This is a genomic window from Sandarakinorhabdus sp. (genome assembly GCF_040398665.1).
Taxonomy (GTDB): domain Bacteria; phylum Pseudomonadota; class Alphaproteobacteria; order Sphingomonadales; family Sphingomonadaceae; genus Sandarakinorhabdus.
Map to the genome: position 1 here is coordinate 1 of NZ_JBBATQ010000005.1, position 26955 is coordinate 26955.

The 26955-nt window shown below is 66.6% G+C and carries 18 protein-coding genes; 12 read left to right on the plus strand and 6 right to left on the minus strand.

Annotated elements, in window-relative coordinates; all coding sequences use genetic code 11:
* On the minus strand, positions 1–352 hold a 352-nt coding region (locus ABWP22_RS08120; RefSeq protein ID WP_502951102.1), incomplete at its 3' end, for an AMP-binding enzyme.
* A gap of 154 nt (positions 353–506) precedes the next feature.
* Between ABWP22_RS08120 and ABWP22_RS08125 the strand changes: the two genes are divergently transcribed.
* Positions 507–2141, plus strand: coding sequence for an N-acyl-D-amino-acid deacylase family protein (locus tag ABWP22_RS08125; RefSeq protein WP_502951103.1), 1635 nt, complete (start codon positions 507–509; stop codon positions 2139–2141).
* Between the two features lie 31 nt (positions 2142–2172).
* Here the strand turns inward: ABWP22_RS08125 and ABWP22_RS08130 are convergent, their stop codons facing one another.
* The gene (locus ABWP22_RS08130; RefSeq protein WP_353199463.1) at positions 2173–5049 is read right to left on the minus strand and encodes a TonB-dependent receptor plug domain-containing protein; all 2877 of its coding nucleotides are present in this window, start codon (positions 5047–5049) and stop codon (positions 2173–2175) included.
* 216 nt (positions 5050–5265) lie between these two features.
* Between ABWP22_RS08130 and ABWP22_RS08135 the strand changes: the two genes are divergently transcribed.
* Positions 5266–7647: a penicillin acylase family protein gene (locus tag ABWP22_RS08135; protein WP_353199464.1), complete on the plus strand. Its 2382-nt coding sequence runs from the start codon at positions 5266–5268 to the stop codon at positions 7645–7647.
* A 12-nt stretch (positions 7648–7659) separates the two neighbouring features.
* On the opposite strand, the gene dacB is transcribed toward ABWP22_RS08135, so the two are convergent.
* From dacB to ABWP22_RS08155, 4 genes are all read right to left on the minus strand, one after another.
* The gene (gene dacB, locus ABWP22_RS08140; protein WP_353199465.1) at positions 7660–9111 is read right to left on the minus strand and encodes a D-alanyl-D-alanine carboxypeptidase/D-alanyl-D-alanine endopeptidase; all 1452 of its coding nucleotides are present in this window, start codon (positions 9109–9111) and stop codon (positions 7660–7662) included.
* A gap of 42 nt (positions 9112–9153) precedes the next feature.
* The gene (locus tag ABWP22_RS08145; RefSeq protein ID WP_353199466.1) at positions 9154–10182 is read right to left on the minus strand and encodes a serine hydrolase domain-containing protein; all 1029 of its coding nucleotides are present in this window, start codon (positions 10180–10182) and stop codon (positions 9154–9156) included.
* 7 nt (positions 10183–10189) lie between these two features.
* On the minus strand, positions 10190–11671 hold the full coding sequence (locus ABWP22_RS08150; RefSeq protein WP_353199467.1) for an MFS transporter: 1482 nt from the start codon (positions 11669–11671) through the stop codon (positions 10190–10192).
* Between the two features lie 209 nt (positions 11672–11880).
* Positions 11881–12249 carry an integrase core domain-containing protein gene (locus ABWP22_RS08155; protein ID WP_502951104.1) on the minus strand — a complete coding sequence of 123 codons (369 nt, stop codon included), beginning with the start codon at positions 12247–12249 and terminating at the stop codon, positions 11881–11883.
* A gap of 20 nt (positions 12250–12269) precedes the next feature.
* Between ABWP22_RS08155 and ABWP22_RS08160 the strand changes: the two genes are divergently transcribed.
* The 10 genes from ABWP22_RS08160 to ABWP22_RS08205 all read left to right on the plus strand — a co-directional run bounded on the left by ABWP22_RS08160 (position 12270) and on the right by ABWP22_RS08205 (position 26938).
* Complete coding sequence (locus ABWP22_RS08160; protein ID WP_353199468.1) at positions 12270–13904, plus strand: TldD/PmbA family protein; 1635 nt, start codon at positions 12270–12272, stop codon at positions 13902–13904.
* A gap of 17 nt (positions 13905–13921) precedes the next feature.
* The gene (locus tag ABWP22_RS08165; RefSeq protein ID WP_353199469.1) at positions 13922–15256 is read left to right on the plus strand and encodes a TldD/PmbA family protein; all 1335 of its coding nucleotides are present in this window, start codon (positions 13922–13924) and stop codon (positions 15254–15256) included.
* Between the two features lie 154 nt (positions 15257–15410).
* Positions 15411–16100 carry a DUF4159 domain-containing protein gene (locus ABWP22_RS08170; RefSeq protein WP_353199470.1) on the plus strand — a complete coding sequence of 230 codons (690 nt, stop codon included), beginning with the start codon at positions 15411–15413 and terminating at the stop codon, positions 16098–16100.
* 8 nt (positions 16101–16108) lie between these two features.
* Positions 16109–17101, plus strand: coding sequence for an AAA family ATPase (locus ABWP22_RS08175; RefSeq protein WP_353199471.1), 993 nt, complete (start codon positions 16109–16111; stop codon positions 17099–17101).
* A 26-nt stretch (positions 17102–17127) separates the two neighbouring features.
* Positions 17128–18024: a DUF58 domain-containing protein gene (locus ABWP22_RS08180; protein ID WP_353199472.1), complete on the plus strand. Its 897-nt coding sequence runs from the start codon at positions 17128–17130 to the stop codon at positions 18022–18024.
* The gene (locus tag ABWP22_RS08185; protein ID WP_353199473.1) at positions 18024–19115 is read left to right on the plus strand and encodes a BatA domain-containing protein; all 1092 of its coding nucleotides are present in this window, start codon (positions 18024–18026) and stop codon (positions 19113–19115) included. Before ABWP22_RS08180 ends, ABWP22_RS08185 begins: the two co-directional genes overlap by 1 nt.
* Positions 19112–21256, plus strand: a complete 2145-nt coding sequence (locus ABWP22_RS08190; RefSeq protein ID WP_353199474.1) for a DUF4175 family protein — start codon at positions 19112–19114, stop codon at positions 21254–21256. Before ABWP22_RS08185 ends, ABWP22_RS08190 begins: the two co-directional genes overlap by 4 nt.
* Positions 21253–22923, plus strand: a complete 1671-nt coding sequence (locus ABWP22_RS08195) for a carboxypeptidase regulatory-like domain-containing protein (RefSeq protein ID WP_353199475.1) — start codon at positions 21253–21255, stop codon at positions 22921–22923. The genes ABWP22_RS08190 and ABWP22_RS08195 overlap by 4 nt, the downstream gene beginning before the upstream one ends.
* Positions 22924–23036: 113 nt before the next feature.
* On the plus strand, positions 23037–24221 hold the full coding sequence (locus tag ABWP22_RS08200; RefSeq protein ID WP_353199476.1) for a hypothetical protein: 1185 nt from the start codon (positions 23037–23039) through the stop codon (positions 24219–24221).
* Positions 24221–26938, plus strand: coding sequence for a M14 family metallopeptidase (locus ABWP22_RS08205; RefSeq protein WP_353199477.1), 2718 nt, complete (start codon positions 24221–24223; stop codon positions 26936–26938). Before ABWP22_RS08200 ends, ABWP22_RS08205 begins: the two co-directional genes overlap by 1 nt.
* The last annotated feature ends 17 nt before the right edge of the window (positions 26939–26955 follow it).

Below are 26955 nucleotides of genomic sequence, written 5' to 3' on the forward strand. Positions count from 1 at the left end.
TGGAGATGCTCCGATGGCTTTGCGCGCTGTCAACTGGGTGCGCAGACCTGTCGCCCATGTGCCTTTGCATTTTCAGGCAATCTTGCTCGAGCGACCCGCCCAATAAGGGTGGCGCAGCTGGCGCTTGTAGAGCTTGCCCGTCGATCGAGCGCGGGCATTTGATGTGCGCCAGATGCTCCCGGCAAAACGCGATCAGTTCGGCGGCAAGTTCAGCGTCTGCCAATACGCCCGGCGCGGCCTGCACCACAGCCTTCACTTCTTCGCCCAGATCCTCGTTGGGTACACCAAACACGGCAACATCGGTCTCCTTGGGATGGGTGATCGGCAGGTTTCCGCACGCCTGCGGATGCACGTCGACGATTTTGGGACAGGCTTGCCATTTTTGGCCGGGTCGCGGTATGCATGGTCATCACAGAGGTCGACAGGGGGGATGATCTCGCCGTCCTGGGTTTCCTCGATGCCATTCGACCGGTCAACTCGGGACCGCGCGACTGTGAGGAGCCCGCATGGCCATCTCCCCCGTTTCCACTGTACCGCGGTCGCTGCGACTGGCACTGTGCCTGACGGTCATGGCGACCGCATTGCAGGCAGCGGCCGCAGCACCGGAGCCGGCCGATGTGGTGATCCGCGGCGGCACGGTTCATGATGGCAGCGCCGGCGCGCCCTATGTTGGCGATGTGGCGATCAAGGGTGACCGCATTGTCTATGTCGGCACGCGGGCGCCGATGGCCGCCGCCCGGACGATTGATGCCAGCGGGATGATCGTTACGCCCGGTTTCATCGATCCCCATACCCATGCCGATGGCTTCCTCCGCGCCCCCGATGCGGCGACGCGGGTCAACGCCGCCTGGTTGTACCAGGGCGTCACCAGCGTCATGATCGGGGTCGATGGCGGCGGGACGCCCGATGTTGGCGACGATGCTCGCAAATTGACAGCGTCTGGGGTCGGCACAAATATTGTCCCCTTTGTCGGCTTTGGAGCAGTGCGCCAGCGCGTGCTGGGGCAGGCGGCGCGGGCACCCGACGCCGCAGAGCTTGCCCGGATGCAGGGGCTGGTCGTCAAGGCGATGTGTGAAGGTGCAACCGGCCTTTCAACCGGGCTGTTCTATGCGCCGCAAAGTTTTGCGCGGACCGAAGAGGTCATAACGGTGGCGCGCGAGGCCGCGAAGCGCGGCGGTCTGTATGATACGCATCAACGCGACGAATCGAGCTACAGCATTGGCCTGCTCGGCTCCGTGCGCGAGGTGCTGGCCATCGGCCGGGATGCCGGGATGCCGGTGCATTTCGCCCATATCAAGGCCCTGGGCGTCGATCTGCAGGGGCAGGCGTCGGCAATCATCACGTTGATCGAGACAGCACGCGCCCAAGGTCAGGCCGTGACAGCCGACCAATATCCATGGCTGGCGTCGGGAACGAGCATTGATGCGGCGCTGCTGCCGCGCTGGGCGGTCGATGGTGGTGATGCGGCGCTGCTCAATCGGCTCGATGACCCGCCGATGCTGGCGCGCATCCGTGCGGACATGGCCGACAACATGCGGCGGCGCGGCGGCGCGGCGTCCTTGCTGCTGATCTCCGATGGGTTCGAATGGACCGGCAAGACGCTGGAGAAACAGGCACAGGATTGGCAGCTCGACCCCCGTGACGCGGCGCTGCGCATCATCCGCGACAGCCTATCCGGGCGCGCCGCCGGGCGGCAGGGGCGCGGCACCGGGGTCGCTTCCTTCAACATGGCACAGGCCGATGTCGACCTGTTGATGCAGCAGCCCTGGGTGGTCACGTCATCGGACGGTTCCGACGGCCATCCCCGGATGTTTGCGAGCTTTCCGGAAAAATACCAACGTTATGTCAAGGAGCGCCCTGTCATCACGCGGACCGACTTCATTCACCGGTCCACCGGGCGTACGGCCGACATCTACAAGCTTGCCGGGCGGGGCTATCTGCGCCCCGGCTATTACGCCGATGTTGCGGTGATCGACCCGGAAAAATTCATGCCGCGCGCAGATTATCTGAAGCCCCGCGAACTGAGTGACGGCGTGATGCATCTGTTCGTCAACGGCACGGCGGCGCTGGCCGACGGCAAGGCGACCGGGGCGCTGCCCGGCCGGGTGTTGCTGCGGCCGACGCCGGCTGAATGTCCCTGAACCAGTCTCGGGTGCGCCCACCCTGGTTCGGTCATCTTGTCCGGAAGCGCACACCAACGCGGAAAGCGCGCCCCAGAATGTCGCTGAACGTCGGGTTTGCCGACAGGCCGCCTTCGGGCAGCAGGATCGGATCCCGATTGAACAGGTTGGTGATGTTGAGGAACAACTGCCCATCCGAGCCGGCGATGCTGATCTTGGCGGTGAAGTTCAGATCCGCATAAAATGCACCGGACACCGAATTATTGTCGATGGTCGGAGCCAGCGCCGTGCTGGTCGGGCAGTTCGTGGTGCAGACGAAGTTGATGTTGCTGTAGGTGCCCGCGCTGACACCGCGGCCCACCGCCGTGATGCTGTAGTGCGGTGTGTCGAAGGTTGCCGAGGCACGGAAGATCCACTCCGGCGTGCCACTCTGTGTGCCGCTGTTCTGGCCGACCGTGTTGATCGGCACCGAAATGCCATTGTCGACGATGTTTTCCATATAGTTGGTGGCGGTGGCGCGCAGCACCAGCGTGCTGGCGCTGCCATCGAACCATTGATCGAGCGGCAGCGCATAGCGCGCTTCATAATCGATGCCGCGCACCGTTATGCGGTTGAAATTGAACGGACTGGCCGACACGACGAAATCGCGGACGCCGGTCGAATCGACGACGATCGCACTGCAGAAATCCAGCCGGCCTTCGGTGCAGCGCTGCGCGATGTCGTTGGCGAAGAACTGGCTGATGGCGCCCTTGACCTTGAAGCGGAACCAATCGGCCGAGAGGGAGAAGCCGGGCAGGAAGCGCGGCTGAAGCACGCCGCCAAGGGTCAGTGCGTCGGATTTCTCGGGCTGGAGCGCCCGATTCCCGATGGTGATTTCCTGGAAGGTGCGGCCCGCGTACTGACCAAAGGCGCTGCCGGTGCCAAAATTATTGCTGCGCGAGGTGCCGGACTGGAACAGTTCGTTGAGGTTGGGCGCCCGGATGTCCCGCGAGATCACGCCGCGCAGCCGGATGTCGTCGATGAGCTGCCAGGTCAGACCTGTCTTCCAGGTGGTCACATAGCCCGATGTCGAATAGTCGGTGGCGCGCACGGCACCATTGAATTCAAAGCCGACGCCAAGCGGCACGACGGTTTCGAGATAGGCTTCCTTGACGTTATAGCTGCCGAAGGTTGGCAGGAAGTTGCCCACCGACCAGCCGGTCTGGAACTCCACCGGGACAACGCCGGACACGTCTTCCTTCCGGTATTCGCCGCCAACGGCAACGCTGACATCGCCGGCCCAGGTGGCAAACGGGATCGTCGAGAGGTTGAAGCCGGCCACCGTCTGTTTGAAGCGCTGGTTGCGGAAGGGGTCCCCAAGCACATTGGCAAACGCCGCCGGGTTGGCGACGCCAATGCCAAGCCGGTTGAGCGGGATGCAGCCATTGGTTGGCGCGGTCAGCGTTGACCGGCAGACGATGGTGCCGGCCGCGACGCCAAGCGCATTGCCAGCCGGCGCGAACACCGCATCGGTCGCCTGGGCCATGCGCGTGTTGTTCATGATGTCGCGCAACTGCTCGTTGGTGTCGGTCTGGCCATATTGGGCATAGGCGCTCCACACCGCCTTGTTGCCGAACAGGTCGAACCCGCCGCCGGCGCCAAGCGTGTAGCGCTGCACCTCGCGGTCGCTGTTGTTCTTGCGGAACGGCAGATCCTGTGACGAGGTGCCGACCGTCACGCCAGTGACGTTGGTCAGCGCTGCTGCTCCCAGCGCATTGATCAGATAGGCATTATCGCGGGTCAGCGTGAAGGCTACGGCCTGCGGTCCGGAATTGAACAGCGTCTTGTTCCAGTTGTACGATCCTTCGGCATAGACCTCGATCCAGTCGGCCACTTCATAGCTCACCCGGCCAAAGACACCGCGCCGATTGTCCTCGGCATCAAGCCCGATCCGCCGCGACTGGTCATTCAGTTCCCAATCCCCGCCCTGGGTCTGCGTGGCGTCGGTAAGGGCGCCGAAGCGATAGGCACGGGGAGCACCACCGACATCGAAATAGATGCCGCGCAGCGCCGCACCGCCGGTGCCTGTTGCCGACCGGATGATCCCGCCCGGCAGCGTGTTCCAGGTGCCGGCACCCTTTACCACGAGGTTCTGGGGCTGGCCGTTGGTGGCTGTGTAGTTCGGGTTGACGAGCGTGCGGAAACCGATCTGGTTCCAGTCGCGGTCGGTGGTCAGGATGCCATTCCGGCGCGCAAATTCCCCGGCAGCCAGCACATGGCCGCGCCCACCGGCGAACGGAAGGCCCACGGCGGCGGAAAAGCTGTAGTTGTAGCCATCACCCGCTTCGTTGATGCCCGTATCGGCATCGATCTTTATGCCGGTGTATTTCTTGTCGAGGATGAAGTTGGCGACGCCGGCGACGGCGTCCGATCCATAGGCCGCCGAAGCACCGCCGGTGACGATCTCGACATTCTTGACCAGCGCCTGCGGGAAGGTGTTGATGTCCACCAGCCCGGTGATCGTTGATCCGACCGAGCGCCGGCCATCGAGCAGCACCAGCGTGCGCACTTCGCCAAGGTTGCGCAGGTTGAGCGTGTTGACCCCGGCGAGCCCCGAGCTGATCGCCAACCGCGAGTTGGCCGGGCGGGTGCTGCCCGCCAGTGCCGGCTGCTGGTTGATGAAGTCAGCCAGGTTGTTGGTCGGCGACTGGGTCTGGATTTCCACCTGCGACAGCACGGTAAGCGGGGTCGGCGACCGGAAACCGTCGCGGACGATGCGGCTGCCGGTGACAACAATCTGCTCGTCGGTCCCCGTCGCTTCGGCCGTCGAGGTCGTCGTTGCGGTCTGGGCCAACGCCGGAGCGGCGCTGATCAGGGCGATCGCCGCCGCAGCGGTTCCAAATCCGCCGCAATTGCCCAATGAACGACGGATTGTGCCATGATTGCGCATAAAAAACCCCCCGATAGATCCATGCTCGTCGCAGGATCACCACACCGGCTCCTGCATATTGCCCCCTGAACAATCCAGCCGCCGCCACCGGCACGCGCACTGACCCTGTTGCGACAACTCCATTGCAGGGCGACTTCGGGTGGTCAATAGTCCTGCGGGGTGGCCGTTTTCAAACGTATTCAAGGGCTAGCAATGGCGCGGCCGAGGGGGGGGCTGATGATCCAGCGACGAGCGTTTCTGTTGGCGTCGGTTGCCGCGCTTGGCCTGCCGGGGCGGCTGGCCGCGCAGGCACAGGCCGTTGCCGTCAGCCGGTCCGGGATCCGAATTGCCGGGGCCCGTGCGCCAATCGAAATCGTTGAGGACAAGCTTGGCATCCCACATGTCCGAGCGCAGTCGCTGCACGATGCCTTTTTTGGGCAAGCCTATCTGGTCGCACGGGACCGGTTGTTCCAGATCGACCTGCAGTATCGCCGCGATCAGGGCCGCATGGCCGAGGCGTTCGGCGCAGCGTTCGTGGCTGCCGATACGGCGGCACGGCTGTTTCATTATCGCGGCGATATCGATGCCGAGCTGGCAGCGATGCCCGATGGCGTGCTGGACTGTGCGAAAGGCTATGTCGCCGGCGTGAATGCCCGGATCGCCGAACTGGAAGCCGACCCGGCACAATTGCCGCTTGAATATGCGGCGCTGGGCATCCGGCCGCTGCGATGGGACCTGCGCGATCTGGCGCGGGCCCGTGGTGTCGAGGCCGGTGATGCTGACGATGAAGTGCGACGGGCCAGGCTGGCAGCGTTGGGGTTGCTGGAAGCCGATCGGCTGATGTCGCCGCTGCGCCCGGCGTGGGACTTCAGGATTCCGGATGGTCTTGATGTCGCTGCGGTCACCGAGGCCGATCTGGGCCTGCTGGCGCCATCGGCCCGGCCCCAGCCATTCGGCTCGCTGCAACTGGCCGCGCTGGACCCGGAACAGCGCCATGCCAACCGTTTTGCCATGGGCAGCAACGCCTGGACGATTTCGGCAACGCGCAGTGCGACAGGGCGTCCGATCCTTGCCAATGATCCCCATCTGGGCATCGGCAGCTTCAGCCCTCGCCATGTCGTGCATCTGACCGCGCCGGGGCTGGACGTGATCGGCGCCGGCGCCCCCGGCCTGCCGGGCATCATGCAGGGCCATACCGACCGTTTCGCCTTCGGCCGCACCAATTCGCACATCGATCAGACCGATCTGTTCGTGTTGCGCACCGCGCCCGCGGACCCTGAACTTTATTGGCACAAGGGCCGGTGGAAACGCTTCGAGACGTATGACGAAACAATTGCCGTGAAAGACGCTCCGGCACGGCAGGTGCGGCTGCGCTATGCCGGTGGCCGGCCGATCGTCGCGCAGGAACCGGGCCGGCAGCGCGCCATGGCCTTTGCCACGGCCGACATGCTGCCCGGTGCCTTGATGCGCTTTGCCATCATCGCGATCAACCTTGCGACGGACTGGCCTTCGCTGATGCGCGCCTTCACGCTGCATGTCTCGCCAACCAATTTTCACTATGCCGATATTGATGGCAACACCCGCTGGCAGATCATCGGCTTTGCCCCGCGCCGCCCGCGACACGACGGATTGCTGCCGGCGCCAGGCGATGGGGACCATGATTGGAACGGCCTGATCCCTGTTGCCGAACTGCCAAGCCTGCACAACCCGTCCGCAGGCTGGTTTGCATCGGCCAACCAGCTGAATCTGCCGAAGGATTATCCTTACGGCAAGAAAATCATCGGCTTTGAATGGAGCGATCCCTTTCGCCATGACCGGATATGCGAGGTGCTTGCAGCCCAGCCGCGGCACAGCATCAACGACAGCATATCGCTGCAGCAGGATGTCCAGTCGCTGCCAGCGCGGGCGCTGGTGCGGCTGATCCCGCGGCAGGTCTCGCCAGCGGCCGCGGCCGCCGCAGCGATGTTGCGGGCCTGGGACTGTGCAGTGACCGCCGAAAGCGGCGCGGCGCTGCTTTATGAAATGGTGATGCCCGAACTGCTCGCCGCTTGTCGCATGGCGTTGATACCCGAAGCCGCGCGGGATCTGATTCCAACGGTCAATCTGCATGCGATGCTGGCGGCGCTGGGAGCACCCGACGCGCGGTTCGGCCCGCAGCCCGCCGCTGCCCGTGACCAGATGATCGATGCGGCCCTGGCGGCAGGGTGGCAGAAGGCGCTGGAACGCGGCGGCCCCGATCCGGCCTTGTGGCGCTGGGGCACGCTGCACCAGGTGGTCATCACCCACCCCTTGCAGGCCGTGCCGCGCATCGCCGGGCTCTTTCCGCGCATCGCAGGCGGCGGCTCCGGCGGCGACGGCCAGACGCCGATGGCGCGCGGCCTCAACGTCAGGAACGGCTATGGGGTGACCCATGGTGCCAGCTATTTGCAGGTGATCGATGTCGGCGGCTGGGACAACAGCCGCTTCCTGCTGCTCCCCGGCCAATCGGCTGACCCGCGATCGGCGCAATATCGGGACTTTTACGACCGCTGGCTGGCCGGTGACATGCAGCCGCTGTGGTTCAGCCGGGCGGCGGTCGATGCCAATGCGGCGCGGCGGCTGCGGCTGGTTCCGGGCTGACGGTTCGCTGCGTCAAAGCGCTTCGGCGATGGCGACAAGCGCCTTGTCGACGACCGCCGTGGCGCGGGCATCCGCACCATCGGGCATGTCGTTGGCGATCGCCGAGAACGCCAGGGTGCGGCCGCTTTTGGTGACGAGATAACCAGACAGGGCGCGCGTCGCGTTGAGCGATCCGGTTTTGGCCAACAGCTTGCCCTGCAGGCTGCTAGTCTTGAAGCGGTTGCGCAGCGTGCCATCGACGCCGGCAATGGGCAGCGTGTCGCGCCACGCCTGGCCCCAGGGCTGCTGTGCGGCCCAGATGAGAAGACGGGTTGCGGCGCGCGGGGTGATGCGGTTGTACGACGACATCCCCGATCCGTCGGCAAAGGTGAAACTGTCAGCCGGCAGCCCGGCCGCTCCTGTCATCGCGCGCAGCGCCGCCATGCCGTCGGCGATCGATCCACTTCCCGCCAGCCGGGCCATGCGGCGCAGCATCAGATCGGAATAGAGGTTCTGGCTTTTCTTGTTGATGATCTTCAAGTCGGTGACCAGATCGGGCGCGGGCAGGCTTGCCAGCATGTCCGGCAGTGGTGGCCGCGGCGGCGGTGCGCTGCCCCGGATCGCCGGGTCATCATACGGCATCAACGGCCGATGCCTTGTGGCGATCCCGCCGCTGACGACAACGCCACGGGCACGCAGCAATTCGCGCAGCCGCCAGGCGGCATGATCGGCCGGATCATCCACGCCAAAGCGCAATGTGGCCGGTTTGGCGGCGACGCCGATCGTGCCTGTCAGGCGCACGACGTCGCTGTTGGGCGCGCGTTCGTCAACAATCGCCTCACCGTCACCCGCGACCGTGAGCAGCCGGTTGTCGATCCGGTAATAGGCCGAGGTCGCCACCACCGGCGTCGAACCGATTGCGCCCGGTGTGACCGTTGCGGCGATTTCATTGTCATCAAGCGTCAACGCCGAAATGCCGGTGCCGGAATCGGTCTGGATATTGTTCCAGCTCATCCCCGGCCCCCAGCGTTCGGCCGGAAACCAGCTGTCATCCCCGACGACATGGCGCACGCGCCGGGTGTTGGCCGCCACGGCATCGGCCAGCGTCTGCAGGCAGGCGGTGGTGCAATCTGGCGCGCTGGACAGCTGCGATTCACCCCGGCCTTGCAGGACGACATCCACCACGCCCGGCCCTGCCGGTTCCAACCGCACGCCGGTGCCCGTGGCCGCCGCCTCCAGAGCCGACAGATTTGAAAAGGCGGCGGCGGTGACAAACAGCTTGGTGTTGGACGCCGGGATGAACCGCCCATCCGGGTTGATGGCAAGCAGCGATTCGCCTTCAAGCGTCGTCACCATCACGCCATAGCGTGTGCCGGCGGGACCTTGCGCAAGGATGGCTTCGACAACGGGCTGCAGCGGCGGTGCGGGTTGCGCGGCGACCATGCCGGTTGGAGCAAGAAGGGCGAAAATCAAGGCAAGGCGCATCCCCGATCATAAGCCGAAGGACCATGGCGTTGGCAAGTGACGTCAGCAGGCGGTCGCCGCCTCGGCAAGCGCCTGCCCGACCGCCGGGCGCAGCGTGAAGATGCCGCTGTCGGTGTGGCGGCTGGGGTGGACACGATTGGTCAGCAAGGTCCAGGCCAGGCCGCGCCCGAAATCGATCCACAGGCCGGTGCCGGTGAAACCGGTATGGCCGATGGTATCGGGCGAACAGCGGTCGCCGCCCGACCATCCCGGAAAGGCGCGTTCCCAGCCGCAGGTGCGATGGCCGAACTGGGGCGTGCGCACCTGCGCCATCATCGCCGGCGACAGCAGCGCGCCTCGCAACATGGCATGGGCAAAGCCCAGCACACCGTCGACGGTGCCGAACAGCCCGGCATGACCCGCTGCCCCGCCCAGCGCGTGGGCATTCTCGTCATGCACCTCGCCCTTCAGCATGCGGCCGCGCCACTGGCAATATTCGGTGGCCACCGCCGGCCCGGGCACCTGGCCAAAGCCCAGGCCGTCGCCCAGGCGCCACGCCGACAATGGCGCGCCGGTGATGCGTTCGATGGCAATGCCCAGGAGGATGAAATTGATATCGGAATAGACTGGGGGCGTCCCGGGCTGTGGCTGCCGCCATTCGCGTTGCAGCACAAAGGCGCGCAGCCGGGCCGGATCGTCGCCATAGGTGTAGATCGGCTCGACAGCGGGCAGGAAGCTGCGATGGGCAAGGCAATCCCGAAACGTCAGTTGGCGTTCGGCGGCGTTCGCCACGTCATATTGGCGAAGATCGGGGATGGCATCGGTCAATGGCCGGTCAAGATCGATCCGCCCCTGTTCGGCAAGTTGCAGGATCATCGTCGTGGTGGCGATCACCTTTGAAACCGACGCGAGATCGAACCAATGGTCACGGGTCAACGGTTCAACGGTCGGCCGCAGCGCCGCTGCCCCGGCCAGCCGCACCGCGCGGTCCCCGTTGGCGCTGACGACCCCCAGCGTGGCACCCGGGATTTCGCCCCGTGCGACGGCCAGACGGGCGGGGGCAAAGCCCGTTTCGCAAATGGTCTCAATCATGGCGTCCTCAACGCGTCCGCGGCCGCAGGTGCATGACAATCGGCAAGAACAGGATGGCAGCAAGACTGAGCGCACCCGCCATCAGGAAGAACCCATCATAACCGATGGCTTTCTGGATGGCCCCAGAGGCGCCGCCGACCAGCCGCGGCAACAGAAACGCAAAGCCGGACAGAAACGCGAACTGTGCACCGGGAAAACGCGGACTGACCAGCATCGACAGATAGACAACGAACACGGCCCCGGCGACACCGTGGCCAAACTGGTCAACCCCGGCGGCCACATAGAGCACCAGCGCCGATGGCTCGGCAAACCACAGCCAGACGAACACCCAGTTGCCGATGGCGGAGGCAATGGCCCCGATGACCAGCGCCAGCGTCATCGACAGCCGCGCCGCACACAGTCCGCCAAGCCCCACACCTGCCAAACTGCAGCCAACGGCCACCAGCCCGTCAGCCATGCTGATCTGATCGAGGCTGTACCCCGCAGCGTTCCATAACGGATGCGAGAGCGTCAGCGTCAGCACATCGCCCATCCGGTAAAAGGACACGAAGGCCAGCAGCGGCAGCACCCCATGGCCAAAGCGCCAGAAGAGTTCGACATGGGGTGCCAGCACGCGTGGCAAGTTCGCCCACGCATCCAAAGGCAGCCGCTTGATCCGCGGCAGTGCGGCAGCCAGCGCCACGAACGGCAACAGCGCAATGCCCAGCACGATGGGCGTGACATTGGTTTCGGCCGACAGACCGGCGCCGCGCACCGCCGACAACAGTGCAGCCCCGACCAGCGCTGCGGCCAACCCGATCAACGCAAAAGCGGCGAGACTGACCAGCACGCCCTGCACCAGCGCACTGGTGCGGCCCATGGCATCGTGGGATTCGGGGGAGCGTTCGGGCCGCATGGCTGCCAGCAATGGGAAGGGCACGAAGGCGGCGCCTGCAATGACCAGATAGGCCGTCGTCCAGTCCGCGCGGGCCGCGACCAGCGCCGCGCCGCTGCCGGCGGCAATCATGGCGCTGCGATACCCCCACAAATTTGCCGCCACCACCGGCGCCTGTTCAACCTGCGAGGGCGCCAATTCGATCCGCCAGCCATCGGCCGCCACCTCCAGCGTGGCCGTCCAGAAGGCCAGCAACAGCGCAAACAGCGCCGTCAGTGGCAGGCTCTGATCATCGGCGGTGCCGGCCATGGCAAGAAGCGCCAGAAATATCCCGAGCTGTGAAATCATGACCCAGCCCTGCCGCCTGCCCCAGAAGCGCGAAAAGCCGGGGACGCTGTAATTGTCGAGCAGTGGCGCCCACGCAAATTTGAAGGTCGGCAGCAAGGCGATCCAGGCGAAAAAGCCGATGACAACGATATCCACATCATGGCGCGCCAACCGCAGCAGCAGCACCGCGTTGAACATGTAGAACGGCAGGCCGGCGGAGAAACCCAGCAGCAGGTAAAGCCGCAACAGTCGCGAAGGCGCCGGCGCAATGGGCATCGTTTCCGTCATCGCGGCGCGTTCCCTGGCAGGCAGCACTGCCCGATATGGCTCGATACATCAGGCAGTTGATGCAGTCCCAAAAGCTTCAGTCGCCGCCCGCGGGATGACCGCGGCGCGATGGTTCGGTTCGGAACTGGGTCGGCAACATGCGTCCTCTCGCTGACGTGAACTGACCCTGTCCCGGGATTGTCTCCGGCCAGAATGAGAGACCTGGCGCTTCATCGGCCGGGGTCAACCCCGGCCGATGAAGCAAATTCGATCGGTGTCGTGAACCCCAATGATGTGCGAGGCCGGGTGTCAATGAAGGCCCGGCACCGCGCTTCGCATTTGGCGCGGGCGTCGTCCCCAGACAAGAACCAATGCATGTTCCGACATTCGTCGTGCAGCCGGCCGTTGAAGAATGCCACGAACGCGTTGCCCGTGGGCTTCCCGAGCCGATTGAAGTCCAAGGTCGCCCGATTGACATATGCCCAGTGATCAAGCGCCCGCCCGTGTCCCCAATCGATTGACCTTCGCGGCCAGACCGGCAATGTTGCGCGCCCGGGACGGCCCCGGGGCCATCGTGCTGCACGGACCGGTCCGGACACTCAGCTATCGGAGTATCGCCTTGAAACGACGTGACTTTCTCGCCCTTACCGGGCTGGTCGGTGGCGGCTTCGTCGTCCCGTCGAGCTTCGGCCGGTTGATCGCCGCCGAAGAATTGCAATCCAGCATCGATGTGGCGGTGAAGAAGGCGCTGGCCGTCGCCGCGCTGGGGGCGGCCACGTCGGCGGGCGCCACCTATTGCGATGTGCGCGTCGGGCGTTATCTGCGCCAGTTCGTCATCACGCGCGAAAATCGCGTCCAGAATGTCGTCAACACGGAATCGACCGGCATCGGCGTGCGCGTCATCGCCAATGGCGCCTGGGGCTTTGCCGCCACGAACGAGATGACCGCCGATGCCGCCGCCAACGCGGCGCGCCAGGCCACCGCCATCGCCAAGGCCAACGCCACGACACAAACGGCGCCGGTGCAGTTCGCCCCCACCAAGGGCGTCGGCGACGTCAGCTGGAAAACGCCGATCATCAAGAATGCCATGACGGTGCCGGTGAAGGACAAGGCCGACATGCTGCTCGGCGTCAACGCCGCGGCGCTGGGCGCCGGTGCGGATTTCGTCAATTCCACCCTGTTCCTCGTCAATGAACAGAAATATTTCGCCAGCACCGATGGCTCGTTCATCGATCAGGATGTCCACCGCATCTGGACCCCGATGACCGTCACCGCGATCGACAAGACCACCGGCAAGTTCCGCACCCGTTCGGAACTTTCGACCCCGGCCGGGCGCGGCTTCGAATATCTCGATGGCAATGCCGCCGACAAGTTCGTCTCACCCAACGGCGTCATCAACTATGGCAAGTCCTACGACATGAAGGAGGACGCCATTGCCGCCGCCAAACAGGCGCGCGCCAAGCTGACGGCGCCGTCGGTGAAGCCCGGCAAATATGATCTGGTGCTCGATCCGTCGCACACCTGGCTGACCATCCATGAATCGGTCGGCCACCCGCTCGAGCTTGATCGCGTGCTGGGCTATGAAGCCAATTATGCCGGCACCAGCTTTGCCACGCTCGACAAGCGCGAGGCGGGTTTCCAGTATGGCAGCGACAAGGTGAACATCACCGCCGACAAGACCGAAGTCGGCAGCCTCGGCCATGTCGGCTATGACGATGAAGGCGTGCCCACCAAGAAGTGGGACCTGATCCGCAATGGCAAATTGGTGGATTATCAAGCCATTCGCGATCAGGCGCATATCCTGGGCAAGACGGAATCCGATGGCTGCTGCTATGCCGACAGTTGGTCGAGCGTGCAGTTCCAGCGCATGGCCAATGTCAGCCTGGAGCCCGGCAAGGCCAAGATGAGCGTGGCCGACATGATCGCCGGCGTTGAAAACGGCATCTACATCATCGGCGACGGCAGTTTCTCGATCGATCAGCAGCGCTTCAACGCCCAGTTCGGCGGCCAGCTGTTCTACGAGATCAAGAATGGCAAGCTCGGCGCCCAGATCGAGGATGTCGCCTATCAGATCCGCACGCCGGAATTCTGGAACGCCTGCGCCGGGGTGTGCGACGCCAGCGATTATCGCCTGGGCGGATCGTTCTTCGATGGCAAGGGCCAGCCGGCGCAGGTCTCGGCGGTCAGCCATGGTTCGTCCACGGCGCGCTTCAACGGCATCAACGTCATCAACACCGCCCGTTCACTCGGTTGAGCGGCGCAGGAGGCACCATGAGCATCATGACCGAAGACCAGGCCCGCACCATCCTTGCCAAGGTGATCGCGCTGTCCAAGGCCGACGAGTGCACCGCGGAACTGGCCGGCAGCACCGAAGGCAATATCCGCTTCGCCCGCAACAATGTTTCGACCAGCGGCATTGTTTCCGACACCGAATTGTCCGTGCAGGTCGCGTTTGGCAAGCGCGTCGGCATCGCGACGATCAACGAATTCGATGATGCGGCGCTCGCCCGCGTTGTCCGCCGCGCCGAGGATCTGGCCAGGCTCGCCCCGGAAAATCCGGAGTTCGTGCCGGCGGTGGACAAGCAGACCTATGCCAGGACCGACACGTTCAGCGCCGCCACTGCGGCGATCACGCCGGAATTCCGCGCGCGTGTGGCCGCCAGCTCGATCGCGCCGTGCAAGGCCGCCAATCTGGTCGCCGCCGGCTATCTCAGTGATGCCAACCGCTTCAATGCCACCGCCAACAGCCGCGGCAACAGCGGCTATGCCGCCTCCACGGCGCTGAACTACACCTGCACGGTGCGCACCGCCGATGGCCGCGGGTCCGGCTGGGTCGGCCGCAACGTGCAGGATGCCGGCGACCTCGATGCGGCCAGCGAGATCCAGACAGCAATGCGCAAGGCCAGCGCTTCGGCCGAAGCCCGCGCGCTGGAGCCCGGCAAATATACGGTCATCCTCGAACCGGCGGCGGCGGCTGGCCTGATCAGCTTCATGATGCGCTTCTTCGATGCGCGTCAGGCCGATGAAGGCCGCAGCTTCCTGTCGAAGAAGGGCGGCGGCAACAAGATCGGCGAGCTGGTCTATGATCCGCGCGTCAACATGACCGCCGATCCCGGCCACCCCGGCGCCGCCGTGCTGCCCTGGGATGGCGATGGCCTGCCGCGCGAGCGCATGGATCTGGTGAAAGACGGCAAGATCGCCAATCTGCAATATTCGCGATTCTGGGCGCAGAAACAGGGCAAGCGCGCCATGGGCAACCCGGGCAATCTGATCATGGCCGGCGGCACCAAATCCACCGCCGATCTGGTGCGCGGCACGGCCAAGGGCATCCTCGTCACCCGCACCTGGTATATCCGCATGGTCGATCCGCAGACAGTGCTGCTCACTGGCCTGACCCGCGACGGCACTTTCTATATCGAAAATGGCCAGATCAAATATCCGCTGAAGAATTTCCGCTTCAACGAATCGCCGGTGATCATGCTGAACAACATCGACGAACTCGGCCGCCCGGTGCGGGTGGCGGGCGATGAAAGCAGCCTGGTGATGATGATCCCGCCGATGAAGCTGCGCGATTTCACCTTCACCTCGCTGTCGGACGCTGTCTGATCGTGGAGCGCGGCAAACTCCCTCCCCCTTGCGGGGAGGGCGACTCGCGCGCAGCGCGGCGGGGTGGGGGAACCCGCCTGTGGTAACCAAATGCGTGACCCCCACCCCGCTCGCGCCAAGGGGCGCGAGTCGCCCTCCCCGCAAGGGGGAGGGCGTGTCGCGCGCGGCCTTCCTGCGGCTGGCCCTCGCCGCCGCGCTGCTGCCGGTATCAGCGCGCGCAGCGCAAGGCACGTATGATTTCTGGTTCACAAGGCTGAAATACAACAGCGGCGATTGGGATGTGGACCAGCGCATGCCGAACAATGTGCTGACCTCGCTGATCGATTACACCAATTTGCGTGTCGATCCCAAGGAGCGCATCATCGCCCTGTCCGATCCCGCCATGCTGGCGGCGCCCTTCTGCTATCTGGCCGGCCACAAATTGGTGGAATTCGATCCGGCCGAGCGCCGCAACTTCGCCGCCTATATCCGCAACGGCGGCTTCGTGCTGGTCGATGATTGCAATCACGACATCGACGGCCTGTTCGCCAAGAGCTTCGAAGCCGAAATCGCCCGCAGCTTCGGGCCGCGCGCCCTGCAGAAAATCCCCAGATCCCACCCCGTCTATTCCAGCTTCTTCAAATTCGATGGCCCGCCGGCCACCGGCCTGGAACTCAACGGCTGGGGTGACGATCTGGTGCATGATTATCTGAAGGGTGTGATGATCGATGGCCGCCTCGGCCTGCTCTACAGCAACAAGGATTATGGCTGTGAGTGGGATTATGATTGGAAAAACAAGCGCTTCCTGGCCGTCGACAACACGAGGTTCGCGGTCAACATCATCATGTATGCGCTGAACAGTTGAGGATCGGCATGGACGTTACCGAACGCGAGATCGAAGCCCGGCTGGCGCGGCTGGGCGACCTGCGCGCCGCCATCGCCCAGGCCATTGTCGGGCAACAGGATGTGGTCGAACAATTGCTGATCGGGCTGCTGGCCGGCGGCCACTGCCTGCTGGAAGGTGTGCCAGGCCTGGGCAAGACCTTGCTGGTCCGCTCGTTGGGCGAGGCGCTGAAGCTGCAATTCCGCCGCGTGCAGTTCACCCCCGATCTGATGCCCAGCGACATTCTCGGCACCGAATTGCTCGAGGAAGATCATGGCACCGGCAAGCGGCATTTCCGCTTCCAGCCCGGCCCGGTGTTCACCAATCTGCTGCTCGCCGACGAATTGAACCGCACCCCGCCCAAGACGCAGGCGGCGCTGCTGGAAGCGATGCAGGAAAAGACCGTCAGCTATGGCGGCGTCACCCACAATCTGCCGCGCCCCTTCTTCGTGCTGGCCACGCAGAACCCGCTGGAACAGGCCGGCACCTACCCGCTGCCCGAAGCCCAGCTCGATCGCTTCCTGCTGCTGGTGCGGGTGGAATACCCCAGCGAAGCCGAAGAGCATGACATCATCGCCGCCACCACCGGCAACCGCGTGGCCAGCGTGCCGCAGGTGATGGACGCCGATGATGTGCTGGCGCTGCAAGGCTGGGTGCGCGACGTGCATCTGGGCGAGGATCTGCTGGGCTGGATCACGCGGCTGGTGCGCGCCAGCCGGCCGGGGCCGGGCGCGCCCGATATCGTCAACGCCTATGTGCGCTGGGGCGCCGGGCCGCGCGCTGGCCAATCGCTGGTGCTCGCCGCCAAGGCGCGGGCGCTGCTGCAAGGCCGGCTCGCCGTCACCCGCGACGACATATATGCGCTGGCTGCGCCGGTGATGCGCCACCGCTTGCTGCTGTCGTTCGCGGCCGAGGCCGAGAACAAGAGCGCCGACGACGTGATTGCCGGCCTGCTGCACGCCGTGCCGCCGCCGGCCGCCTGAAGATGCCAGCGTAATCGCGCCGGCCGATGTCGCCTGATCTGATCCCCCCCGCCGTGCGCAACCGCCTGGCCGGCCTGCGCTTGACCGCGCGGCGCGCCGTCGATCTGCACGGGCTGGGCCTGCATCACAGCCGCAGCCGGGGCGCCGGCCTGGAATTCGCCCAGTATCGCGCCTATGAACGCGGCGACGAACCGCGCGCCATCGATTGGAAGCTCTACGCCCGATCCGACCGGTTTTTCGTGCGCGAATCCGAACGCGAAAGCCCGCTGGCGCTGTGGCTGCTGATCGATGCCAGCGCCTCGATGGCGCAGGAAGACGAAGCCAATCCCGGCTGGTCACGACTGGCCGCCGCGCGCGGGCTCGCGGCCTGCATGGCCGAACTGGCGCTGCGCCAGGGCGACCGCTTCGGGCTGGTCGGCCTGTCTTCTGGCGGCTTGCGGCTGCTCGATGCCGGCGGCGGCGCCCGCCAGCGCGACCGGCTGGCGCTTGATTTGAACGCCCTGGCCGCCGCCGGCGCCTTCCCGGCGCTGACGCAACTGACGCCGCTGTGGGATCGGATCGGCGCGCATGATCTGGTGGTGATGATCAGCGATTTCTTTGACGCGCAGGCCATGGACCTTGCCGCGCGGCTGGCCGGGGCGCGCCGCGAAGTGCTGGCCATCGAAGTGCTGACGGTGAGCGAACGCGACTTTGCCTATCCGGGCGGCCATCGCTTCCGCGATCCCGAAACCGGCGCAGAATTGCTCGGCGATGGCCCGGCGCTGCGCGCGGAATTTCTGGCGCGCTTTGGCACTGCCCGCGCGGCCCGCCATGCCCGCTTCGACAGTCTAGGCATCCGCCACGCCGCGCTGGTGCTCGATGAACAGCTCGACGTGCCGCTGCGCGCCCTGTTCGGCGCGCGCGCGGCCGGGGAATATGGCTGATGCCGGCGCTGCTGTTTCCGGCGGCGCTGGCCGCGCTGCTGGCGCTGGCCGTGCCGCTGCTGATCCATCTGGCGCGGCGCAGCGAGGCCCGCCCGACCGATTTTGCCGCGCTTGAATGGCTGCGCGAAAAGCCGCGGCCCAAATCCCGGCTGCGCTTTGATGACTTGCTGCTGCTGGCGCTGCGGCTGCTGCTGATCACGGGGCTGGCGCTGTGGCTGGCGCGCCCGGTGCTCACCGAAAGCGCGGATCGCACGCCGGTGGTCGCCGCCGTGCCGGGTGTCGATGCCGGGCCGCCGGCTGCGGCCATGCGCAATATCTGGCTGGCCAGCGGATTCCCGCCCGGCGATGAACCGCAGGCGAGCTGTCTCGCGCAGGCCTGCCCGCCGCTCTTCTCGCTCATCCGCCAGCTCGATGCCGAACTGCCGCCTGACGTGCCGCTCACCCTGATCGTGCCCGAATGCCTCGCGGGGCTCGACGCCGAGCGTCCGCGCCTGTCGCGCGCCGTCACCTGGAAAATCGTCCCCGGCGCCATGCCGGCCTCCGCAGCGCCGCCGCTGCGTCTGCACTTCATATTGCCCGCCGGCAGCGATCCGGGGCTGCGCTATCTGCGCGCAGCGGCGAGCGCGCTGCAATCGCCGGGCACGCCGACACAGGCCATCATTGTCCACATCGCCGCCGGGCCATTGCCCGCGCATCTGCGTGCCGCCGTCACCAAGGGTGCCACCGTGCTCGCCGCACCGGGCGTCACCGCCGCCGGTGTCGCCACGCCCATCTGGCACGATACCGATGGCCAGCCGCTGGCCACCATGCAACGCATCGGGCGCGGCTATCTCTATCGCTTCACCCGTCGGCTCGATCCGGCGGCGATGCCGATCCTGCTCGATCCGGATTTTCCCCGGCAACTCGCCGCCATACTGGCACCGCCGCCGCCAGGCCGCGCCATGGCCCGCGATGTCGCCCCCATCACCGGCGCCCCCCCTTGGCCGGTGCCGGCGCGTGATCTGCAACCCTGGCTGGCGTTGGCCATCGCCGCGCTGTTTGCGGCCGAACGCTGGCTGGCAACCCGCCGCCGCCGCGCGGTGTCACCATGACCGCCGCGGTTCCAGCCACCGCCTTTGTCGCGCATTGGTCCCGCCCGGCCCGCTTGCGCAGCGCCGCCAACGATCTCGCCATCGGCCTGCCACTGCCGCTGGCGGCGGCAGCGCTGGTAGCGCGTGCGGGCGGATGGCCGACCGCCTTTGCCGTGGTCGTCGCCGGCCTCGCCCTTGTCGCCATGGTCGCCCACGCGCGCAGCCGCCGCTTCGATAAGGTCTGGCTCGTCCGCCAGCTCGACGCCGCCCATCCCGAACTGGAAGACAGCAGCGACCTGCTGGTCAGCGATGCCAATCTTGGCCCGCTGCAACGCCTGCAACGCCAGCGCATCGCCGCGCGGCTTGCCGCCATCGACGCCGCCACGCTGCGCCCCGGCTGGCAGACGCGGCCCATCGCCGCCGCCTGGCTGATCGGCCTCGCCATCGCGGCGGCGGCCTTGTCGTGGCCCGCCGCCGGCGGCAGCGCCCCGCTGCGCCCCCGCCCTGTCACCGCGCGCCCGGCCGGGCCGCCGCGCCTGATCGGCCAGCGGCTGCGCATCACGCCGCCGGCCTATACCGGCCTGCCTGCCCGCGATGCCGCGCTCACCACCCGCGCGCCCACCGGATCACGGCTGGCCTTTGCACTGCGCTTTGCCCCGAACCCGACCAGCGCCGTGTTGCAGGGCGTCGATGGCCGGCGTTTGCCGCTCACAAGATCCGGCGACTTGTGGGTGGCCAGCGATACCCTCAACCGCTCGCTGCTCTACCGCGTGGTGGCCGCCGGTGCCGCCCCCGGCGCGCTGCAACGCATCGACGCGGTTCCCGATGTGCCGCCGACCATCCGGGTGATCGAGCCTGAACGCACGCTGACACCGATGGCCGTCGGCCAGACACGCTGGCAGTTGCGGTTCGACGTCAGCGACGATCATGGCGTCGCCGCCACCGCCCGCCTGCGCCTGATCGTCACCAGCGGCGAAGGCGAGAATATCAGCTTCCGCGAAACCAGCCGGGTGATCACCGGCAGCGGGGACCGCAAACGCCGGCGTTTCGATACCAGCCTCGACATCCGAAGCCTCGGCCTTACCGCCGGCAACGATATCGTCGCGCAGTTGATCGTCGCTGATAATCGCATGTTCGGGCGCAGCCCAAACCCGCAAACCAGCCGCAGCCCCAGCCTGATCCTGCGCTGGCCGCCCGATCTGGGGCAGGAGGCCGGCGGACTGGATGGCATGGTGAAAACCGTGCTGCCGGCCTATTTCCGCAGCCAGCGCCAGATCATCATCGATACGCAAGCGCTGATCAAGCAGCGCCGCCGCCTGGCCCCGGATCGCTTCCTGGCCCAATCGGATACGATCGGTGTCGATCAACGCACGCTGCGCCTGCGCTATGGCGCGCTGCTGGGTGATGAAAGCAGCGCGGCGCCGGTGCTGCCGACCAGCGATGCCCCTGCCGAAAAGCCCAGGGACGACGCCCTGCCCAAGCAGGACAGGCTGCCCAGCGGCCATGCCGCCGACGATGGCCACGACCATGGCAGCGCCAAGCCGGTGTTCGGCAGCGCCGACGATGTGCTGGCCGATTATGGCCATGCCCACGCCGAAAGCGATGCGGCCACGCTGATGGATCCGGCCAGCAACAGCCTGCTGCGCCAGGCCGTCGATGCCATGTGGCAATCCGAACTGAACCTGCGCCAGGGCGCCCCCGAGAAGGCGCTGCCCTTTGCCCTTATTGCGCTGGCCCGCATCAAGGCGGTGCAGCAGGCAACCCGCATCTACCTGTCGCGCACCGGGCCGGAACTGCCGCCGATCGATCTCAACCGGCGGCTGAGCGGGAAGCGCACCGATATCATCGCGCCGGCCCTCGCCCCGGCGCCGCGCGCCAGCGATGGGGTGAATGCGGTGCCGGCGGCGGCGTGGCGCGCGCTCGCCGGGCCCGGCCCGGTGGCGCTGGGTGGCGTGCAGGCCTGGGCCGCCGCGCACCCGCCGGCCGATCCGCTCGCACTCGCCGCCGCCATCGATGCCGTGCAGCGCGACCAGGGCTGCACCGCGTGCCGCAAGGCGTTGCGCGCGCAGCTATGGGCGGCGATGGCCCCGCCGCCGGCACAAGTGCTGCGCCGCGCCGCCAGTGACATGGCCGGCAAACGCTATCTGGCGGCGCTGCAATGACGGCGCTTGGCATGTGCTTGGCGCTGGCGGCGCTGATCGGCATCGCGCGGCTGTTGTGGTGGCAGCGCACGTCGCCGGCCCCGGCCAAGCCGTGGCGGCTGGCGCTGCTTGCCGCCTTGCAGATCGTCACCGCCGGCTTGCTGTGGCTGACGCTCGAACCGCCGCCGATATCCGGCCACGCCGGCACTTTGGTGGTCGCCACGGCCGGCGCACCCCGGCTTGCCATGCTGGCCGCCGGGGATGCACTGGTCGCCCTGCCCGAAGCCCCCACCCTGGCCGGCGTGGAACGCGTGCCCGATCTCGCCACCGCGCTGCGCCGCCACCCCGGCACGCGCGCGCTGCGCATCATCGGCACCGGCCTGCCGCCGCGCGACCAGACCATCACCGACCTGCCGCTCGCCTTCGATCCACCGCCGCTGCCGCGCGGGCTGGTGTCGCTCACCGCGCCGGCACCGGTCGCGCCGGGGGCGGCGTTTCGCGTCGGCGGCTACGTGAACAATGTGCCGGGCGGCCGCGTCACCTTGCTCGATCCCGCCGGGCGCAACTTGGCCAGCGCGCCGCTCGGCCCGTTGGGCGAATTCACGCTGGCGGGGACGGCTGGCGCAGCCGGACCAGCCGAATTCACCCTGCGCATCACCGATGCTGCGCGCCGGCCGGTGGAAACCGCCATGGTGCCGGTGGTCGCCGCCGAACCAGTTCTGCTGCGCGCGTTGATCATGGCCGGCGCGGCCGGCCCCGATCTCAAATATCTGCGGCGCTGGGCCACCGACGCCGGGCTTGGCGTCAGCGCCAGCATCGCCGCCGGCAATGGTCTGGACATCGGTGACGCGACCCCTCGCCTCGATGCCGCCAGCCTGGCGAAGCTCGATCTGCTCATCCTCGACGAACGAAGTTGGGCGGCAATCGGCGCGGGCGGCCATGCGCAAGTGTTGAACGCGGTGCGCGGCGGGCTGGGCGTGCTGCTACGCGTCACCGGGCCGCTGCCCGATGCGACAAGGCGTGAGTGGGCCGCGCTCGGCTTTGCCGCCGACGATGCCACATCGCCGCTGCGCTTGCTCGGCGAGGGGCCGGTGCTGACGCAAGTGACCACCCGTCCCGGCCGCGACATGGCCGCCTTGCCCGGCGCACCGGCGGGCCACTGGCGCAATCTTGGCCGTGGCCGCATCGCGCTGTGGCCGGTCACCGATCTCTACACATTGGTGCTGGCCGGCGAAGGCCAACGCCATGGCGCGATCTGGAGCGCGATCTTCGCCACAATCGCCCGCCCGCAGGCCGCTTCGCCGCCACGCCTCAGCCCCGATGCCGCGCCGGGCGCGCGCATGACGGTCTGCAACCTCGGCAGCGCTGCCAGCGTGCGCCAGCCCGACGGCGCGGTGACAACGCTGATCGTCGATGCCGGCTGCGCCGCCTTCTGGCCGCGCCTGCCCGGCTGGCACGAACTGCGTGGCACCGCCGCTACGCCGTTCCTCGTCACACCGCCCAGCCCAGCCCGCGCCGCCGTTCAGGCCCGCACCGCGACACTGGCGCTCGTCCAGCCGGGCAGCTCTGCCACCGCCGCTCCGCCCGCGCGCGGCCCAAGCTGGCCCTGGTTCCTCGCCTGGCTCATCGCCTCGGCGCTGCTCTGGTGGTTCGAACGCAGTCGCTACGGCCGCGCCATTCCCGGCTAGGGCGGATTGAGACGCCGCCTGCTTGCCAAGTCGCCAAGCCTCGGCCACGCTGTGCACATTCAGGGGGTTGGCACATGGGTCCGATACAAGCGCACTGTGCCAGGGTTGGCACGATGATCCTGTTGCTGGGCCTCGCGACGGCCGCAGCGGCCGCGCCGCGCCAGACCGATGCCGGCGCCTACACGCGCTATGAATTGCTCGCCCCGGGCACGCACAAGTTCCGCATCATTTACGACATCACCGCCACCACGCCGGGCGCCACCGCCTATTACAACCCGATCCGCACCGGCAGCATCGCCAGTGACGAATCCGTCATCGATGCCGCCACTGGCAAGCCTTTGGCCTTTGCCGAGGTGAGCGGCGATGTGGCGAAAGCCGGCGGCGTGACCAGTGCCACCCCCGACAGCCACTATATCGCCGTCACGCTGGCGCGGCCGGTGCCCGAAGGCGGCGGCGCGCGCATCCGCATCGACAAGACCTATGAAGACGCGAAGACCTATTTCGCCGACGGTGACGCGATCATTTTTGATCGCTCATTGGGCATCAAGCGCAACATGGTCGTGCTGCCGCCGGGCTATCGCCTGGCATCCGTGAACGTGCCGGTGCAGGTGTTGCAGCAGGGTGATGGCCGCATCGCGGTGTCGTTCTGGAACGCCATGCCAGCGCCGATGCCGCTGCGCATCCGCGCGCTGCCCGTCGCTGGCCCGCTCGCCAAAGGATCGAGCATGGCGGCCAGCTTGCGCGAGCGCGCGTCGCAAACCCGCGAGATCGTCTATTATCTGCAGCAGCCCGAAACCCATAGCTTCGACCTGACCCATGATTACACCGAGGAGCGGGCGGGCGTTGGCGCCTATGTCAATGTCGTGCGCGCCGGCAGCACCGTCTCCAACCCGTCGGCGCGCGATCTCGATACCGGTGCGGCGCTCACCACCGAACTGGTGCGCGGCGCGGCGATCACCGCCATCGATCCCCGCGAAACCAAGGTGACGCCCGACACCACCGCCGTGGTGTTCCGTTTTCCCGCCGTCACCGCCGGCACCAGCCGCCGCATCCGCATCGCCGAAACCTACACCGATCCCGATCGTTACCGCGTGGTTGAGGGCGAACTGGTCTGGCACCGCGCCTTTGGCCGCCCGGACAATGCCGTCGTGCTGCCGGCCGGCTGGGTACTGAGCAATTCCACCATCCCCGCGGCCATCAGCCTGACGCCCGATGGGCGCACCCGCCTCGATTTCATCAACCCACGCCCCGACGAGATCGACGTGGCCATCACCGCCCGCCGGGCAGGAGCACAATAATGACAGCGCACCGGTTTCTGATTGCGGCCCTGCTGCTCGGCCTGCCGGTGGCGGCTGCGGCGCAGACAGCGCCGAAGGATTTCTTCAAGCAGGCGCCCGGCAGCGATTATTACCTCGCCAATTATGGCGAGTATGAAGCCTATCTGCGCAAGCTGGCCAGTGAATCCGATCGCATGAAGCTGATCGACATCGGCAAGACCGCCGAAGGCCGCACAATGTGGGTGGCGATCGTCTCCACACCGGCCAATCTGGCCAAGCTGGAGGATTATCGCCGCATCGCCCAGCAGCTGGCGAAGGCACGGGGGCTGGATGAAGCCCAGGCGCGGACCCTGGCGGCGCAGGGCAAGGCCATCGTGTGGATCGATGCCGGGCTGCACGCCTCCGAAACCGTGACCTCGCAGGGCCAGATCCAGGTGCTGCACCGGATGCTCACCCAGAATGATGCCGAAACCATGCGCATGCTGGAGGACTGCATCATCCTGTTCGGCCACGACAATCCCGATGGCATGGAACTGGTGAGCAACTGGTACATGCGTTCAGCCGACCCCAAGAAACGGGAATTCGCAACGCTGCCAAGGCTTTACCAGAAATATATCGGCCACGACAATAATCGTGACAGCTATATGGCGCAGATGCCGGAGACCGAAAACGTCAACCGCGTGCTGTTCCGGCAATGGTACCCGCAGATCGTCTACAACCAGCACCAGACCGGGCCGGAAGGCATGGTGGTGTTCGTGCCGCCGTTCCGCGACCCGTTCAATTTCAACTATGATCCGATCGTCATGACCGAATTGAACGAGGTCGGCGCGGCGATGCATTCGCGGCTGATCGCCGAAGGCAAGGCTGGCTCTGGCATGCGCAGCGCCGCGCGCTATTCCACCTGGCACAACGGCATGGAACGCAGTGTCGCCTATTTCCACAACAGCATCGGCCTGCTGACCGAGATCATCGGTGGCCCGACGCCAACCACCATCCCGCTGGTGCCGGCCACGCAATTGCCGCGCGGCGATGAAATGCTGCCCATCGCCCCGCGCGCCTGGCATCTGCAGGATACGCTCGATTATCAATGGACGCTCAACCGCGCCGTGCTGGATTATGCATCGCGCAACCGCGAACGGCTGTTGTTCAACATCTGGCGCATGGGCGCCAACAGCATCGAACGCGGCAGCCGCGACAGCTGGACCATCACGCCGACCAAGGTGGAGCGGCTGGCCGAGGCCACACCCCTGCCCGGCGGCGGCGCGCGCAAGGTCGATCCGGCGCTTTACGCCAAATTGCTCCAGGCCCCCGAAGATCGCGATGCCCGCGCCTATATCATCCCCGCCGATCAGCGCGACGGGCCGACCACCATCACCTTCCTCAACGCGCTGATCAAGAACGGCGTGGAGGTCGAGCGCGCCGCCGCGCCGTTCACGGCGGGCGGCAAGCGCTATGCCGCCGGCAGCTTCATCGTGCGCACCGCGCAGGCCTATCGCCCGCACGTGCTCGACATGTTCGAACCGCAGGACCATCCCAACGATGTGCCCTATCCCGGCGGCGCGCCCACCGCGCCCTATGACGTGGCCGGTTACACATTGGCCTATCAGATGGGCGTGCAGTTTGATCGCGTGCTCGATCCGGTGGCGGGCAATTTCGCCGCCGTCGATGATCTGATGCGGCCGTCGCCGGGTCGCATTGTCGGCAACGGCCGCGCAGGCTGGCTGATCGGCCACGAAACCAACAACAGCGCGATCCTCACCAATCGCCTGCTCAAGGCCGGGGTGCAGCCGGCCTGGGTGAAGGCGGCGATGACGCTCGGCAACGATAGCCTCGCCCCCGGCGCCATCTGGGTGCCAGCCTCCGGCGCGGCCAGCGCCATCATCGGCAAGGCTGTTATGGAACTGGGGCTGGTAGCGCACGCCGTCGCCCGGCCGCCGGCGGCCGCCACCGTGAAGCTGCGACCGGTGCGGATCGGCCTGGTTGATCGTTATGGCGGCCTGATGACCGCGGGCTGGACGCGCTGGGTGCTGGAACAATATGAATTTCCGTTCGAAGTGATCTACCCGCAGCGGGTCGAAGCCGGCGGCCTGAAGCGCAATTTCGACGTGCTGCTGTTTGCCGATGGCGCCCTGCCCGGTGACGGCGCCTGGGGCAGCGAGCGGCCATCGCCGCAGCCCAAGCCGGAGGACACGCCGGTCGAATGGAAGGCCGCGACCGGCACGCTGACGGATGCGAAAACCGTGCCGGCGCTGAAGGAATATTTCCGGGCCGGCGGCGCCGTGGTGGCGATCGGCGGTTCGGCGCGGCTGGCCGAACTGTTCGGCGCCCCGCTGGCGCTGGCGCAAAGCCGCACGGTGAATGGCGAGAGCCGCGCGCCCGACACCAAGGAATTCTTCATCCCCGGATCCGTGCTGCGGGCGCAGGTCGATAACCGGCAACCGCTGGCCTATGGCCTGCCAACGCAAGTCGACCTGTTCTTCAACCGCTCCCCCACCTTCGTGCCGGCCATGGGCACGGGCGCGGCCGTGCCGGTGTCTTGGTTCGAGGGCCGCTCCCTGCTGCGCAGCGGCTGGGCGGTGGGGCAGGAGCAGTTGGCCGGCACGATCGCCGTGGCCGACATCGACGTGGAGCGCGGGAAATTGTTCCTGCTCGGCCCAGAAGTCGTCCAGCGCGCCCAAGCCTATGGCACGTTCAAATTCCTGTTCAACGCGCTGCACTATGGCGGTGCCGACCGCTGAGGCAGCCCGGACCTGTC

Coding starts and splice junctions, on each gene's coding strand:
- ABWP22_RS08205 (WP_353199477.1), top strand. CDS start 24,221: ATGACAGCGCACCGGTTTCTGATTGCGGCCCTGCTGCTCGGCCTGCCG.
- ABWP22_RS08175 (WP_353199471.1), top strand. CDS start 16,109: ATGGACGTTACCGAACGCGAGATCGAAGCCCGGCTGGCGCGGCTGGGC.
- dacB (WP_353199465.1), bottom strand. CDS start 9,111: ATGCGCCTTGCCTTGATTTTCGCCCTTCTTGCTCCAACCGGCATGGTC.
- ABWP22_RS08130 (WP_353199463.1), bottom strand. CDS start 5,049: ATGCGCAATCATGGCACAATCCGTCGTTCATTGGGCAATTGCGGCGGA.
- ABWP22_RS08195 (WP_353199475.1), top strand. CDS start 21,253: ATGACGGCGCTTGGCATGTGCTTGGCGCTGGCGGCGCTGATCGGCATC.
- ABWP22_RS08185 (WP_353199473.1), top strand. CDS start 18,024: ATGCCGGCGCTGCTGTTTCCGGCGGCGCTGGCCGCGCTGCTGGCGCTG.
- ABWP22_RS08125 (WP_502951103.1), top strand. CDS start 507: ATGGCCATCTCCCCCGTTTCCACTGTACCGCGGTCGCTGCGACTGGCA.
- ABWP22_RS08145 (WP_353199466.1), bottom strand. CDS start 10,182: ATGATTGAGACCATTTGCGAAACGGGCTTTGCCCCCGCCCGTCTGGCC.
- ABWP22_RS08135 (WP_353199464.1), top strand. CDS start 5,266: ATGATCCAGCGACGAGCGTTTCTGTTGGCGTCGGTTGCCGCGCTTGGC.
- ABWP22_RS08165 (WP_353199469.1), top strand. CDS start 13,922: ATGAGCATCATGACCGAAGACCAGGCCCGCACCATCCTTGCCAAGGTG.
- ABWP22_RS08190 (WP_353199474.1), top strand. CDS start 19,112: ATGACCGCCGCGGTTCCAGCCACCGCCTTTGTCGCGCATTGGTCCCGC.
- ABWP22_RS08180 (WP_353199472.1), top strand. CDS start 17,128: ATGTCGCCTGATCTGATCCCCCCCGCCGTGCGCAACCGCCTGGCCGGC.
- ABWP22_RS08200 (WP_353199476.1), top strand. CDS start 23,037: ATGATCCTGTTGCTGGGCCTCGCGACGGCCGCAGCGGCCGCGCCGCGC.
- ABWP22_RS08150 (WP_353199467.1), bottom strand. CDS start 11,671: ATGACGGAAACGATGCCCATTGCGCCGGCGCCTTCGCGACTGTTGCGG.